Source organism: Collinsella sp. AF23-4AC (genome assembly GCF_003462685.1).
Lineage (GTDB): Bacteria > Actinomycetota > Coriobacteriia > Coriobacteriales > Coriobacteriaceae > Collinsella.
On sequence record NZ_QRVE01000002.1, the window covers coordinates 233,398 to 248,171 of the forward strand.

Below are 14,774 nucleotides of genomic sequence, written 5' to 3' on the forward strand. Positions count from 1 at the left end.
AATCAGCAGGGACAAGCGCTCCTATTGCTCTTGCCCCAAGCGGACAAAGTGGGAAAAGTCGTTGGCGGCCACGGCGTCGTACACGGCGTCGACGGCGTCAAAGACTTCCGGGGACATGGGGTTGTAGAACTCCGTGTCGCCCGGCTGAATCCCTATGAAGACGATATCTTCGCACGATTGCTCGATTTCCTCGATCAGAATCGACAAAGGGAGCGAATGCGTGGTGAACATCGACTTGCGGGCCACGTCACGTTTGTCGAGCAAGCGGATGGCGCCGACGGGCAGCGCCATGTCGGCGGCATCGACCAAAACCAAACGCGGCGGACGCTCGCGCTTGACCTCGATGATGTCATCCTCGGGCGTTTGGCCGCCGTCGATGGTGTACCAGCCGGCAAGCGGCGCGTCCTCCATCTTTTTGGAGAGCACGGGGCCGGCGGCATCGTCGGCACGCAGCACGCTTCCCGCCGTGAGCACAATGCCCGCAAACGGGGCGCCGTTCACACGACCATCCACAACGCGACCCATTACTGCAACCTCCCCGTCAGATACACGCCCGACACATCGTGCACGCGCTCAACCAGATCGCGGAACTTCATCAGAAACGCGACCTGCTGGGCATGCAGGCCAAAGTCGTCGTCGAACACCGAGATGCCGGCCTTGGCCGACCCGCGAAAACCGCGCTCGTCGAGCAGCGCATCGCAGGCGTCGAGCAGCGACGGCACGGCCGCCTTGTCGAGCTGGCACTCACCAAAGGAGCGGATGGCCTCGAACTTGGTCTTGGCCTCCCCCTCCGGCAGCGCGTCGACGAGCGAATAGAACACATCCACCGGCACCGACAGGCGCGGCTCAAAGCAGTCGAGCACGCCTGTGTGGTGGCCCACGGCGAGCGTGTAGTACAGCACGTCGCAGGCCTCCTGGGGAACGTCTTCCTCGGTCTCCACAAACTTACGCGTGAGCTCGTAGAAGACCACCTGGTCGGGCGCATGGCCCAGGCAGGGGTCGGCGACGCCCTCGGCAGCCTCGTCGCTTGCGCGCGAGGCATCGCCAAAGGAGCCGCCGAGCATGCCGGGGCCCGCAAAGTAACCAGAGCGGTCCGTGAGCTCCATCTAGCGACCTCCGGCCAGCACCAGATCCTGCAGCGCCGAGTACACCTCGACGCGACGCGGATCGTCCTGCTTGTCGATGAGCAGCGCCATGGCACCGCGGATATCGCCCTTGGGCGCGCCCTCGAGCGTATCCATGAACTCATTGGCCAGGTCGCGGCCGTAACGGTAGCCGCTCATGGCGCGAGCCTCGCGCTCGATGGCAACGCGCAGCTTGTACGGCACGCCGGGGTGCAGGATATCGGCCTGCTCGCCGGCGGCCTCCACCGTGGTCTCGGCATGGAGCTTTTGGTCTAGCAGACCGAGCGCCATGGCAAAGCCGTAGATGGTCTGCGCGGGGCTGGGCGGGCAGCCGGGGATGTAGACATCGACCGGCAGAATCTTGTCCGTGCCGCCCCAGACGCAGTAGTTGTCGTAGAAGATGCCGCCGGTGCAGCCGCACGCGCCATAGGACACCACGATCTTGGGATCGGGTGCGGCCTCAAAGGCGCGCAGGGCCGGCATGCGCATGGCACGCGTCACGGCACCGGTGTACAGCAGCACATCGGCGTGACGGGGCGAAGGCACGACCTTGATGCCAAAGCGCTCGACGTCGAAGACGGGCGTGATGGAACCAAAGATCTCGATCTCGCAGCCGTTGCAGCCGCCGCAGTCAACACGGTAGACGTACACCGAGCGCTTGATCTTCTTAAGAAGGGTCGCCTTGGCCTTCTCGATGCTCTCGTCGAGCTCGATCTTGGTCGGGCGGTACTGAAGCCGCTCGGGCAAAAGCGTGGGTTCGGCCATGGTTACTCCTCCTTCGTATCAAAATCCATGATGATGCCCTCGACCGGTGCAGGACCGGCGGGAATCTCGGGCGCATCGGGGTTGAGCTCGCGGTCGATATACTCCGGGTTCACGCCGTGGCCGCCCAGATACTCCATGCCGGGGCCCTGGGGCTCGCCGGACGCGAGCGTCTCGTTGGCAGCCATGCCGTGCGCGTTGCCGGTCTTTACGGCCGAGGCGGCGCGCAGGGCGTCGAGCTCGCGCTTGCACTCCTGGCACATACCGACGGTACGGGCAGCCTGCTCGGCCTCCATGCCGCCGGCCTTTTGCAGCAGGCGCTTAGCGTAGTCGATCTCCTTGTGCGGGGCAAACGGCTTGCCGCAACGCGAGCAGTGCTCGAGCGTATAGACGCTCTTGCTGGTAAGGTCGTCCTTGCTCATGACGGCCAGCTCAAACTCCTCGGTGAGCTTGATGGCCTCCATGGGGCAGGCTTCCTCACAGCGGCCGCAAAAGATGCAGCGGCCGTAGTCGATCGACCAGGTAATGGTATCGGCCGCAAGGTCGGTGTCCATGCGAATGGCATCGGCCGGGCACGCCACGCCGCAGGCACCGCAGGCGATGCAGAGCTCGGCATTGTGCTCGGGCTTGCCGCGCATGTCCTTGTTGGTGGGGAACGGCGCAAACGGGTACTTGACCGTCGCGTCGCCGGCCTTGGCGTTGACCTTCCAAAGCTTCAGCATATTAGAGCGCCTCCTCATCGAGCGGAGCGGCCATGGTGCCCTCGCCCGCAAGCGGCGACTTGTCGCGCCAGACGTTCTCGAACTGCTCCTTGTCGAGCACGTGGTCGCGCTTGGCGGCGACATCGGTCACCGTTACGCGGTCGGTGCAGGAGTAGCACGGGTCGAGCGAGCCGACAATCAGCGCCGCGTCGCCCACGGTGTTGCCGCGGAACATGTAGCGCAGGACCGGCCAGTTGCTGTACGTGGCGGCCTTGGCGCGCCAGCGGTAGCACTTCTGGTTATTGCCGAGCATGGCCCAGTGCACGTCCTCGCCGCGCGGAGCCTCGGTGGCGCCGATGGCGTACTTGTGCGGGGTGTACTCCCAATCCGTGGTGAGGATGGGGCCCGACGGGCAGTTCTCGAGCATGGTCTCGATCATGTCGATCGAATCGTAGACCTCCTGGATACGCACGGCGGTACGGCCGAAGGCGTCGCAGGTGTCGGCCGTGGCGGCATGCATCTTCATGACGTCCGGATCGGCGTAGCCGTCGAAGGGATGGTCGAAGCGCACGTCGCGGGCATAGCCCGAACCACGCATGAGCGGGCCGACCGGCGAAAAGTCGCGGGCGATCTTACGGTCGAGAATGCCGATGCCGCTCGTGCGCTCAATAAAGTTGGGCGTGGAGAGCAAAACGTCGACGAGCTCCTGGACCTCGGAGCGCAGCTGGTGGATGGTCGTGAGCGTGGAGAGTTTCTGCTCGGCCAAAATGTCGCGACGCACGCCACCGATCACATTGAGGCCGTAGGTCTTGCGGTGGCCGGAGAGTTTCTCGGCCAGGTCCATGGACTTCTCGCGAACGCGGAAGAACTGCTGGAAGCCGGAATCGAAGCCGGTGTAGTGCGATGCGAGGCCAATGTTGAGCAGGTGCGAGTGCAGGCGCTCGACCTCGAGCATGATGGCGCGGATGTACTGCGCGCGCGGCGGGACGTGAATGCCCTGGGCGCGCTCGACAGCCTCGGCGTAGGCCACCGAGTGGGCGCAGCCGCAGATACCGCAGATACGGTCGGCAAGGAACGTCACGGCATCATAGTTCAGGCGCGTCTCGGCGACCTTCTCCATACCGCGATGCACGTAGAACAGGCGGTAGTCGGCATCGACGATCGTCTCGCCCTCCACGAACAGGCGGAAGTGGCCGGGCTCGTCGGAGGTGATGTGCAGCGGTCCCATGGGGACGAGCGTAGTCTCCTTGCCCTTGGTGTCGGCCAGGAATTCGTAGTTTTCCATGTCGCTCGCGGGGGCGGGGCGGAAACGGTAATCCATCGAATCCTTGCGCAACGGGTACAGCCCGCTGGGCCAATCGTCGGGAAGCACCAGGCGACGGCGGTCGGGCAGACCCTCGGGAATCAGGCCAAACATATCGCGCAGCTCGCGCTCGCCCCACACGCAGGCGGGGACGAACGGCGTCACGGACGGGAACGTCATCTTGGCGGGGTCGACCTCGGCACGCACGGTAACCCAGCCGGGGTCCTCCCCCTCCATGGAGATGACGTAGTACACGGCGTAACGGCCGCACAGGCTGCGCTCGTCGTTGCCGACAATCACAGGAATCCAGCCGTAGCGCTCGTAATACAGGTAGTGGACGGCCTCGGGCAGCTTGTCCTGCTTGACGGTGATCGTCAGCTGGTCCTCGCACTGCCATTCGACCTTCTCGATAGCGCCCGGCACTGCAGCACGCAGGGCCTCGACGTGGCTTTCGCAGCGACGAGCGTAGTCCTTCTTTTCAGGTTCTGCCATGGTGCTAATTCACCTCACTTGTCTTGGTCTGGGAACTGAACACCATGCGGTAGAGAGGGGCCTCGTGGAGCTCTTCGACGCTCTGGTTCAAAACGACGGACGTTGCATCCTCGACGCCGCTCGTGATGGCGACCGGGGTGGCGATACCGAACCACATGACCACGATCGCGAGGGCGATCTCGGGGATGATCATGAGGGCGGGCACCTCGTGGCGCTTCATGCCCTCGGGCGCCTTGCCGAAGATGGACTTGAGCGCGATGCCGGTAAGGGCGAAGTACACGCCGGTGAGGCCGATGGCCACGAGCACGACCACCCAGATGGGACCGGACTGAACGCCGGCCACGAAGGTGAGGAACTCGGAGATGAACAGGGCGAACGGCGGGAAGGCGGCGAGCGCGAGCAGGGCGATGATGGTGAGCGCTGCCGTGACGGGAGCGATCTCGACGACGCCCTTGATCTTGTTCAGGTCGCGGGTGTGGTAGATGTGCTGGATGTTACCGGCCATGCAGAAGGCGAGCGCCTTCGTGAAGCCGTGGAAGATGCAGTGCAGCAGGCAGGCGGCGATACCGAGCGGGCCACCGATACCCAGGCACAGCGCGACCACGCCGACGTTGTCGACGGAGGAGTACGCGAAGCGGCGCTTGATATCGTCCTGCTTGAAGATGCACAGGGCAGCCACCAGGATGGACAGCGTGCCCAGGATGAGCAGGAGCGTTCGCGGATAGGTGTCGCCCACCGTGATGATGGACAGGGAGTAGAAGCGGATGATCACCAGCATGGCGCACTTGAGCAGCACGCCCGAGAGCAGCGCGGAGACCGGGCTCGGAGCCTGGGAGTGCGCGTCGGGCAGCCAGGTGTGCATGGGGAACAGGCCCGCCTTGGTGCCGAAGCCGATGACGATGAACGCGAACGCGAGGCGCACGAGCATCGGGTCGAACTGGTCGGCGTAGGGCATGATGGAGGTGAGGAAGGCGGCCTCATGCGCGTTGGGCATGATATCGGCGGCGTTCGCGTAGATGAGCAGCGTGCCGAACAGGCCGAAGGCCACACCGGCGGTGCAGACCATCGCGTACTTCCAAGACGCCTCGAGCGCCTGCTTGTTCTTGTAGATGCCCACGAGGAACACGGTCGACAGCGTAGTGGCCTCGACCGCCGCCCAGGTGAGGATGATGTTGTTGGACAGGCAGGCGAGCAGCATCGTGAAGACGAACAGGCTGAACAGCGCGTAGTACTGCTTGGTGCGCTCGGCCGGCATGGTCTTCTCCTCGATATCGATCTTGATATAGGAGATGGAGTACACGCCGGTGATGAACCCGATGATGCCTACCAGAAGGACGAAGATCGACGAGAGCGAATCGAGATGGAGCCACAGGCCCAAAGCGTCGATATTCTGCCCGCTCGAGAGCATGGTTCCCGCGGTGACGACCGAAAGGACAAGGGTCGCCGCGACGGAGATGGTGTTGAGCCCCGCGAAGACGTTGTAGGACGTCGTCTTGGGGAGCGCAGCCATAATCAGGGAGAACACGAGAGGACAAGCGAGCAGGGCGACCGTCAGCATTGAAACATCCATGGCCTACCCCTTCAATTCGGTCAGGTCGTGGGAGTCGAGCGACTTGGTGTCGTTCCAAATCCTCACGACGACGGCGGACATGATGATGACGGCGAAGATGGCGTCGGTGGCGATGCCGATCTCGATGATCTCGGGGGCCGTGGGCGCGAGCAGAGCGAGCGTCACGTGGCTACCGTTCTCCATAAGGCAGTACCCGAAGATCTGCTTGAGGATGTTGCGCTGGGAGATGATGCACGTGAGGCCGACGAAGAAGTGCGCGAAGCTGATGGCGAGGGCCGGAGTGGCCACCTCGGCGGTGGGCAGGCTCAGGCGCGTGACCACCGCGAAGCAGACGGCCACCTCCAGACCGGTGAGGATGATGGTCCAGGCCGGCTTGATGGAGGAGGTCAGCGTGCTATCGGCAGGCGAACCCATCTTCTTGTAGGCACGGTTGAGAATGAACGGAACGAGGATCACCTTGGTGACGAAGGCCGACGCGGCCCACATGAGAAGCTCGGTGGCACCGGTGGTGAGGCCCAGGGTGAGCAGCACGCCCACCAGGACAACCGACTGGATCGCGTACCACTTGATGGCGGACGGGATGGTCTTCGAGACGACCACCATGGTGGAGGTCACGATCAGAAGACCGCCCAGGATATTGACTAACGAATAACCCATGTCCTACCTCCTAACCCATCCAACTAGAGGACAGAGGACCGGCGACGACGACCATGATCATGAGGACGACGAACACGAACGCCATGGCGCGCGGAAGGGGCTGGCCGGCGGCCACGGTCTCGCTCGGCTCACCGGGCAGGACCTTACCCATCCAACGCAGGAACCATGCGAAGGTGGCGACGGTCTCGACGACCATGACGCACACGAGGACAAAGATGACCGTGTTGGTAGCACCAACCGCGAAGCCACCGGAAATGATCTGGAACTTGGAAAAGAACGTGCTCATGGGGGGCACGCCGGCGATAGCGGTCGCGGCGACCGCAAAGCCCACGCCCGTGACCGGGTACTTCTTCATGAGGCCCTGGATCTTGGGCAGCATACGGGTTCCCAGCGTGAAGCTGAGAGAGCCAGCGATGAGGAAGAACAGGGTCTTGGTGAACGCGTGGTTGAAGATGTGCTCGACGGCGCCGTTAAACGCCATCTGGCTTCCGAACACGGAGAGGCCCAGGCCAAAGAACACGTAGGCGAGCTGCGCGATCGTCGAGAAGGCGAGCAGGCGCTTCATATCCTTCTGGGGCAGGTACATGAGGAAGCCGAAGAGCATGGTCACGACGGCGTCGATGATGGCGACCCAACCGACGATCTCGGGGATATCGCCGGCGCTCGCAAGAGCGCGGGCGAACACGCACACGCCGACCTTAACCATGGACGCGCCATGAAGGTAGGCGGAAACGGGCGTGGGGGCCTCCATTGCGGAGGGCAGCCACATGTAGAGCGGGAACTGGGCGGACTTGGCCCAAGCAGCGAACAGGATGAGCAGCAGCACGACGGTCTTCATACCGGAATCGAGCTGGGAGATCGCGCTCAGCGCGAACGTGCCGGTTCCGGCGAACAGGAAGGCCGCGCCGATGTAGAGTCCCAGAGCGCCGATATGGGTGATGATGAGCGCCTTCATACCGGCCTTCTTGGCCGTGGGCGTCATGTAGTAGCTGATGAGGCCCCAGGAGCACACACCGGTGATCTCGAAGAAAACGAGCTGGCCGACGATGGTGGAGCTGTAGGCGAGACCGGCCATGGCGCCGATGAACGTGGAGAAGTACACGTAGAAGCGACGACGGGGCGCGTCGGGATGCTCCTTATTCTTATCGCTCATGTACGGGAACGAATAGATGACGACGAGCAGGCCGATAGCGACGAACGCGGGTGCGAGCAGCGTGCTCATCCGGTCGAATATGAAGCCCATGACCAAGGTCTGGCCCATACTCGCCCAGGTTACATCGACCGCGTTCATGCCGTTTCCGGCAAACGTCGCGGCCAAGCCAACGGAAGCGACCGTGGCGATGCCGCCGGCAAAGGCGCAGATCCATTTAGCGTAGGGACGCGGCAGCATGACGATGAGCAGGGAGCCCAGCATGGGGACGGCGATCGCCACCATGGCAAAGAGGGACAAGCTCGATTCGATTGACATAGTTTCTCCCTTCTCCCTACACGCCTACGACGACGAAGACGAACGCGAGGACCGCGATGCCGACGACGGCCCAGGTCTGGTTACCGAGCACCTTGAAGCGCGAACGGGAAACGGAGTTCTCGAGCACGCCGCAGACGACGAAATCGACCAGGCACTTGACGAGGAAGACGACGGCGCCCACGAGAGCGGTGACACCGATGGTCGCGGGCTCTCCCCAGGGGATGAAGATGGAGGTGAACCAAGCGACGACCACGACCTGCTTCATGCCCATGGCGAGCTTCATCATGGCCAGGGACGGGCCGGAGAGCTCGGCGAGCGGGCCCTCCTGGAGCTCCTGCTCGGCTTCGGCCTGATCGAACGGAAGCTTGCCGAGCTCCATGTAACAGGCGGCCGCGAAGGCGACGCCGGCGAGGATAACGGCGACGACGCTCGAGACGTTGCCCGTAACGATGTGCTGACCCATGGTCGCAATGTCCGTGGAGCCGCACACGATGGCGACGGTGAACAGCGCGATGAGCATGGACGGCTCGATGAGCACGCTCATGAGGAGCTCGCGGATACCGCCGAAGCCCGCGTAGGCGTTGGAGGAATCCACGCCGGACAGCGCGAAGAAGAAGCGGGACAGCGCGAGCGCGTACATGATGGTGATGGCGTCACCAAAGACGGGCATGGGGCTCTGGAGCGTGAACATGGGCAGGCCCATGGCGAGCATAAACGACACCGCGAGGAACAGCGGCGGCATGATGCGCAGCACGAAGCTCGAGTCGGAACTCACGGACTCGGGACGCGCCATGAGCTTCGCGAGGTCCCGGTAATCCTGAAGGATGGACGGACCGCGGCGATTGTGCATCTTCGCGCGAATCACACGGGCGAGGCCGGAGAAGAAGGGCGCGACCAGCATGACCACGAGGCCCTGCGCCATCGCAAGAACGATGTTCATAATATCCTCTCCCCTCTCTAGACCATGACCACGGCGAGCACGAGGAAGACCACGAGCGCCGCGACGATGTAGCAGATGTATACGGAGTAGTTGCCGCCCTCGATCTTGGAGGCGAGGCCGGCCAGCTTGTCGGCACCCTCGCTCGGTGCATCGACCAGGAAACGGTCGGGCAGGGGCTCGACGCCCTGGGCGACACCGGTGAGCTTCTGGAACACGTGCGCGATGGACCAGCAGATCTTGGTGCATACCTCGCGCAGGGTGTAGAGCGGGCCCATGAAGAGTTCGACGTCGGACGCGAAGCTCGTAGCGACGACGGGCATGTGCTCGTTGGGCTCGTAGCCGCACGCCCAAGGGTCGGTCTTCTTAGCGGGGGCCTTGGCGCCGAGGCAGGACCTCAACGCGAACGCGAGGCCGGTGAGGACCACGAGCGCGATGGCGATCGCGGGGGTGGAGGTGGCGGCACCGGAAATCTCGTTCACGAGAGACACGCCCGAGGTGGCTGTGACGGCGGAGCCGGCAAGCACGCTCTGGGCGACGTCGCCCAGAACCGGGGCGATGACCGGGGAGCCGATTCCCAGTACCACGCAGATGGCCGCGAGGAGCATCTGCGAGAACAACATCGGAGCCGGGGACTCCTTGGCGTTCGCGGCCTCCTGGGAACGAGGGCTGCTCGCGAACGAGACGCCGTAGGCCTTCACGAAGCACGTGACGGCCAGGGCACCGGTGATGGCGAGGGCGGCCGCGGAGGCGACGGCGAACACCATGACGACCGGGTCGGAGAGCGTCGAGATGTTGAACAGGGACTGGTAGGTGAACCACTCGGAAACGAAGCCGTTGAGCGGCGGGATGGCCGAGATGGCAAGGGCACCGATGAGGAAGCAGACGGCCGTGACCGGCATGCGGCGGAACAGACCGCCCATCTTCTCCATGTTGCGCGTACCCGTGGCATAGAGCAGGGAGCCCGCGCCGAGGAACAGCTCGCCCTTGAACATGGCGTGGTTGAGCGTGTGGTAGAGGGCGGCCATGAGCGCGATCGTCGCGATGACGTCGTTGCCCAGGGCGTGCGCCGTCATGGACGCGCCGACACCGAGCAAGATGATGCCGATGTTCTCGACGGAGTGATAGGCAAGCAGGCGCTTGATGTCGTGCTCGTGGAGGGCGTAGACGACACCCAGGACCGACGAGATGGATCCGAAGACCAGGACCATGAGGCCCCACCAGAGCTGGACGCCCGAACCCGCGAGCAGGTCGAGACCGACCTTGAGGATTCCCAGGATGCCGATCTTGATCATGCCGCCGGACATGAGGGCGGACACGTTGGACGGCGCCTCGGGGTGCGCCTGGGGCAGCCAGGAGTGCAGCGGAATGATACCGGCCTTCGCGCCAAATCCGAAGAACGCGAGGACGAAGCACGCGGAGGAGACGGCGGGTCCAAAGTCATGCGTACGGAAATCACTGAAGCTGAAGGAACCGCCCACGCCGTTGGTCATGAGCAGGAAGCTCGCCATGATGAGAACGAAGCCGACGTGCGCGATGACGAAGTAGAGCCAACCGCCCCTAATGGAGTTCTTGTTCTCCTCGATAACGACAAGGAAGTAGCTCGTAAGGGACATGAGCTCAAAGGCGACCAGGAACCAGAACACGTTGTCGGCGGTGATGACGAGCATCATCGAGGCGACGAAGGTGTTCATAAAGAAGCCGGCGCGCCCGACCTTGCCCGGGTACTCGTCGAAGTAGGACAGACCGTAGATGAAGCCCGCAAAGGCGAGAATCGAGATGAGGACCACGATCAGGCCCGCAAGGCCGTTGAGCAAGAGCTCGAGACGGGCGAACGGGAAGAAGAAGACCGTGTTGAGGGACGAAACGTCGCCAAGCACGGCCTCGAGGCCCGCGATGAACGACAGCACGGCCGCGACGGCGCCGATCAGGCAGCCGGCGGTCTTGGCGGCGTTGTCGGCCTTAATCAGCAGAACCGAGGCGAGCGCACCGATGCACGAGACGGCAAGCGATGCGATAAACAGCGTCATGCTATCCATTGTTTACGCTCCCTTCTGCTTTCTCGGACAGACCCTGGGCCACAGCGGTAACGTCGACGACCGGACCGTTTTCGATCGAGCGCAGGCGCTTGGCCTCGTCGAGCTCGCGATCGGCCGCGCCGCCCATGACAGTCAGCGCCTTGGTGGGGCACGCCGCCACACAATGCGGACCGTCCGGATCGAAGGCGCACAGGTCGCACTTAACAGCGCAGGTGTACTGGCCGGGAGCCCACGTAAGCAGGCTGCTCAGGGACTTAGGATACGAAGGCGTCGGGTCGCACATGCCTGCGACACCGGCGATAGACGTGCCATCGGGATGGATGGCTCCGAAGGGGCACGCGATGGCGCACAGCCTGCACCCGATGCACTCCTGCTCCTTGACGTGGATGCGATCGCCATCGTGCTCGATGGCATTCACCGGGCAGACCTCGGCGCAGGGGGCACCCTCGCAATGGTGGCAGGCAAGGGCGGCCGAAATACCGCCGGTCTTCACGAGCGCCAGGCGCGGCGTATCCTGAAGACCCTGCATCCGGTGGGCGTCGGCACAGGCGGACTGGCATGTTCCGCAACCGATGCACCTCTCCGGGTTGATGTCGATGAAGCGGTTCATCCCCACTTCCTTTCAAAATAACGGGCCGGGCTCCCGAACGTACGGGACGCCCGGCCCAAAAAGCCAACGAGAACGGGACTACACGATTTGATTCACGTGCGTCTCGTCGTCGAACTTGGCGGCGCCAGGCTCAACGTCCTGGGGAGCGGCGGCGTCCACCAGAGCCTGCTTGAGCTCGGTGTACTGACGCTCGACCTCGCCCTCGGCCCAGACCTGGTCGGCGATAGCGTCGACCTGGCAGGCGGAGAACTTGTCCTCGGGCGTATGCGAGACCGGGTCGACCTTGTGCATGGTCAGCTCGTTGCACTTGCCGATCCACCACTGGTAGGTCATATAGACCGTGCCCTTGTTGATGCGGTCGCTCACGTCGGCGCGGCTGTATACCTGGCCGCGGCGGCTGTGGATCGAGACGATGTCGCCATTCTTGATGCCGCGTGCCTGGGCGTCCGCGGGATTCATGCGGACAAAGCCGGGCTCGTCGGCAAGCAGTGCCAGCGTCTTGCAGTTGCCGGTCATCGAGCGGCAGCTGTAGTGGCCGACCTCGCGGACGGTGCACAGGATGAGCGGGTACTCATCGTCGGGAAGCTCGGAGGGCGCCTCCCAGTCGTGTGCCATCAGGTTGGCGCGGCCGTCCTTGGTGGTGAACTTGCCACCAGCGAACATGTCGGCCGTGCCGTGGTCGTTCACATCGGTGCTCTTGACGGGCCACTGGGCGTAGCCGCCCTCGGGAGCCATCTTCTCGTAGGTCGCGCCCACAAAGTTGGGGCACAGGCTAATGCACTCGTTCCAGATCTGCTCGGTGTTGTCGTAGTGCATGGGGTAGCCCATGCGCGTGGACAGGTCCGCGAAGATCTCCCAGTCGTGGCGGCACTCGCCCTTGGGCGGAACGGCCGCGTCAAAGTGCTGGAAGCTACGGTCGGATGCGGTAAAGACACCCTCGTGCTCGCCCCAAGAGGTAGCGGGCAGGATGACGTCGGCGAGCATGGTCGTCTGCGTCATAAAGATGTCCTGGCAAATGAACAGATCCAGCTCGGAGAGCGTCTTGCGCATGCCGGCCGAATCGGGCTCGGTCTGCACCGGGTCCTCGCCGTAGTTGTAGAAGCAGTGCACCTTGCCCTCGTCGACCAGGTGGCCCAGGTCGGTGAGCTTGTAGCCCTCCTCGAGCGGGAGCTTTTCCTCGGGCACGCCCCAAGCCTTGGCAAACTTGGCACGCACTGCGGGGTCGGTGACTTTCTGGTAGCCAGGGTACAGGTTGGGCAGCATGCCCATATCGCAGGAGCCCTGAACGTTATTCTGACCGCGCACGGGCGCGAGGCCGGAATTGGGTTTGCCGATCTGGCCGGCAACGCAGGCGATGGAGGCGATGGTGTGCACCGTCTTCAGGTTCTGCTTCTGCTGGCATACGCCCATGCCCCAGCCAATGATGGCAGAGGGCTTCGCCGTGGCGTACATCTCGGCAGCTTGGTGGATCAGCGCGGGATCGACACCCGTGATGTCCTGTACGGATTCGGGAGTGTAGTTCTTGATGGTCTCCCACCACTCGTCAAAGCCGTTCGTGTGCTCGGCGACGAATTCCTTGTCGTAGAGGCCATCGTTGACAAGACAGTTAGCAAAGGCGTTGAGGAATGCGACGTTGCAACCGTTCTTGATCGGAAGGTAGATATCGGCGATACGCGCGGTTTCGATATGGCGCGGGTCGGCGACGATGATCTTGCAACCCTTTTCTTTGGCTCGCACGATACGCCTTGCGACGATGGGGTGCGAATCGGCAGGGTTATAGCCGAAGAGGAAAATGCAGCCCGCATCCTCCATACCGGGGATGGAGCATGACATGCAACCTGAACCAACCGTGTCCATCAGACCGAGGACAGTAGGGCCGTGTCAAGTACGGGCGCAGTTGTCCACGCTGTGGGTGCCGATGCACGCACGCGTAAACTTCTGCATGACGTAGTTCGCCTCATTGCCGCCGCCTCGCGAAGAGCCGGTGGTCATGACAGCGTTAGGACCATATTCGTCAATTATGGCCTGCATCTTAGATGCGGTGAAATCCAGTGCCTCGTCCCAGCTTACGCGCTCAAGATCCGCGCCCTTAGTGCGGCGGATCATCGGGTGCAGTACGCGAGGAGTCAAGATCTTGGTGTCGTTGATGAAGTCGTAGCCGCTCATGCCCTTAAGGCACAGCTCGCTCTGGTTGGTGATGCCGTTGAGCGGTTCGGTACCCACGACCTGGCCGTTTTGGACCAAGAGGTTAAACTGGCAACCGGCGCCGCAATACGGGCAGATCACTTTATGCTTCTCCATGACACCCTCCTTCCTTTCTCTGCTACCGAATACTCGGTACTTATTTGACAATCATTGGGCCTGTCGCCCCAACACTTACGCCTCGTTTTCGATGGTGGCGCGGGCACGCTCGGCAGTCAGTTCTGCCAGACGCTCCTCGTCTACCAGGGTGAGGCCCTTGGTCGGGCACGCCTCGGCACACGCCGGACCGCCGGGACGGTCCACGCACAGGTCGCACTTGAGCACGAAGCTCTTAGTCTGCGAACCCACGCGAACGTCACCCATCAAGACGGGGACCTGCGTGGTCGCCACGCTCACGGCGCCAAAGGGGCATGCCATAACGCAGCTCTTGCAACCGATGCAGTTGTCCTCGTTGACGCCGATACGATGGTTCTTTGGATCAAAGAACAAGGCGCCCGTAGGACAGGCCTTCGCGCACGGAGCGTCCTCGCAGTGGTGACATGCCACCGGCGCGGAGATCTCGTAGGTGCGCGTTACGCGTAAGCGAGGTGCGGCGATGTTGCCGGGAATATCGTGTGCCTCGATGCACGCCGCCATACAGGTTTGGCACCCAATGCAGCGTGAAGAATCAGCCACGACTCGTTTATTGCCCATGTTGTTCACTCCCTCCTGAATCCCATGCCGGAGAGACCCTGCCGACGTTGCCCCGGACCGCCCGTGGTCCGGCATCGGCGTATCGAGTGCATGCGGCGAAACAGGCACTTCGATAGAATTCCTCCAACGATATACAGGTTAAATATACGCAGTTGCAGGGGGCAAACTTGAGCATAGGCCCTGCAATACGGGTGTATTGCAGGGGTTTTGGCAGGT

The 14,774-nt window shown here is 63.0% G+C and carries 13 protein-coding genes; all 13 read right to left on the reverse strand.

Annotated features, from left to right (window positions below; all coding sequences use genetic code 11):
- Positions 1 to 21 precede the first annotated feature (21 nt).
- Positions 22 to 525: a hydrogenase maturation peptidase HycI gene (hycI, locus tag DWY05_RS02655; protein ID WP_117820333.1), complete on the reverse strand. Its 504-nt coding sequence runs from the start codon at positions 523 to 525 to the stop codon at positions 22 to 24.
- On the reverse strand, positions 525 to 1,106 hold the full coding sequence (locus tag DWY05_RS02660; RefSeq protein ID WP_117820334.1) for a formate hydrogenlyase maturation HycH family protein: 582 nt from the start codon (positions 1,104 to 1,106) through the stop codon (positions 525 to 527). The genes hycI and DWY05_RS02660 overlap by 1 nt, the downstream gene beginning before the upstream one ends.
- The gene (locus DWY05_RS02665; RefSeq protein ID WP_022095195.1) at positions 1,107 to 1,889 is read right to left on the reverse strand and encodes an NADH-quinone oxidoreductase subunit B family protein; all 783 of its coding nucleotides are present in this window, start codon (positions 1,887 to 1,889) and stop codon (positions 1,107 to 1,109) included.
- Positions 1,890 to 1,891: 2 nt separating this feature from the next.
- The gene (locus DWY05_RS02670; RefSeq protein ID WP_117820335.1) at positions 1,892 to 2,608 is read right to left on the reverse strand and encodes a formate hydrogenlyase complex iron-sulfur subunit; all 717 of its coding nucleotides are present in this window, start codon (positions 2,606 to 2,608) and stop codon (positions 1,892 to 1,894) included.
- 1 nt (position 2,609) lies between these two features.
- A complete protein-coding gene (locus DWY05_RS02675; protein ID WP_117820336.1) occupies positions 2,610 to 4,382 on the reverse strand; it encodes an NADH-quinone oxidoreductase subunit C in 1,773 nt (590 codons plus the stop codon).
- A 4-nt stretch (positions 4,383 to 4,386) separates the two neighbouring features.
- Positions 4,387 to 5,952, reverse strand: coding sequence for a hydrogenase 4 subunit F (locus tag DWY05_RS02680; RefSeq protein ID WP_099431575.1), 1,566 nt, complete (start codon positions 5,950 to 5,952; stop codon positions 4,387 to 4,389).
- Positions 5,953 to 5,955: 3 nt separating this feature from the next.
- Positions 5,956 to 6,609 carry a hydrogenase 4 membrane subunit gene (gene hyfE, locus DWY05_RS02685; protein WP_099431574.1) on the reverse strand — a complete coding sequence of 218 codons (654 nt, stop codon included), beginning with the start codon at positions 6,607 to 6,609 and terminating at the stop codon, positions 5,956 to 5,958.
- Positions 6,610 to 6,619: 10 nt separating this feature from the next.
- The gene (locus DWY05_RS02690; RefSeq protein WP_006234112.1) at positions 6,620 to 8,077 is read right to left on the reverse strand and encodes a hydrogenase 4 subunit D; all 1,458 of its coding nucleotides are present in this window, start codon (positions 8,075 to 8,077) and stop codon (positions 6,620 to 6,622) included.
- 16 nt (positions 8,078 to 8,093) lie between these two features.
- A complete protein-coding gene (locus DWY05_RS02695; RefSeq protein ID WP_006234113.1) occupies positions 8,094 to 9,017 on the reverse strand; it encodes a respiratory chain complex I subunit 1 family protein in 924 nt (307 codons plus the stop codon).
- Positions 9,018 to 9,034: 17 nt separating this feature from the next.
- Positions 9,035 to 11,053 (reverse strand): hydrogenase 4 subunit B, encoded by a 2,019-nt coding sequence (hyfB, locus tag DWY05_RS02700; protein WP_099431573.1) that lies wholly within the window; start codon positions 11,051 to 11,053, stop codon positions 9,035 to 9,037.
- Entirely contained in the window at positions 11,046 to 11,663 is a 618-nt protein-coding gene (locus tag DWY05_RS02705; RefSeq protein WP_022095203.1) for a 4Fe-4S dicluster domain-containing protein, read from the reverse strand. Before DWY05_RS02705 ends, hyfB begins: the two co-directional genes overlap by 8 nt.
- A gap of 78 nt (positions 11,664 to 11,741) precedes the next feature.
- Complete coding sequence (fdhF, locus tag DWY05_RS02710) at positions 11,742 to 13,964, reverse strand: formate dehydrogenase subunit alpha (protein WP_117820337.1); 2,223 nt, start codon at positions 13,962 to 13,964, stop codon at positions 11,742 to 11,744.
- Between the two features lie 75 nt (positions 13,965 to 14,039).
- Positions 14,040 to 14,633, reverse strand: a complete 594-nt coding sequence (locus DWY05_RS02715) for a 4Fe-4S dicluster domain-containing protein (RefSeq protein WP_324249591.1) — start codon at positions 14,631 to 14,633, stop codon at positions 14,040 to 14,042.
- Positions 14,634 to 14,774: the final 141 nt, after the last annotated feature.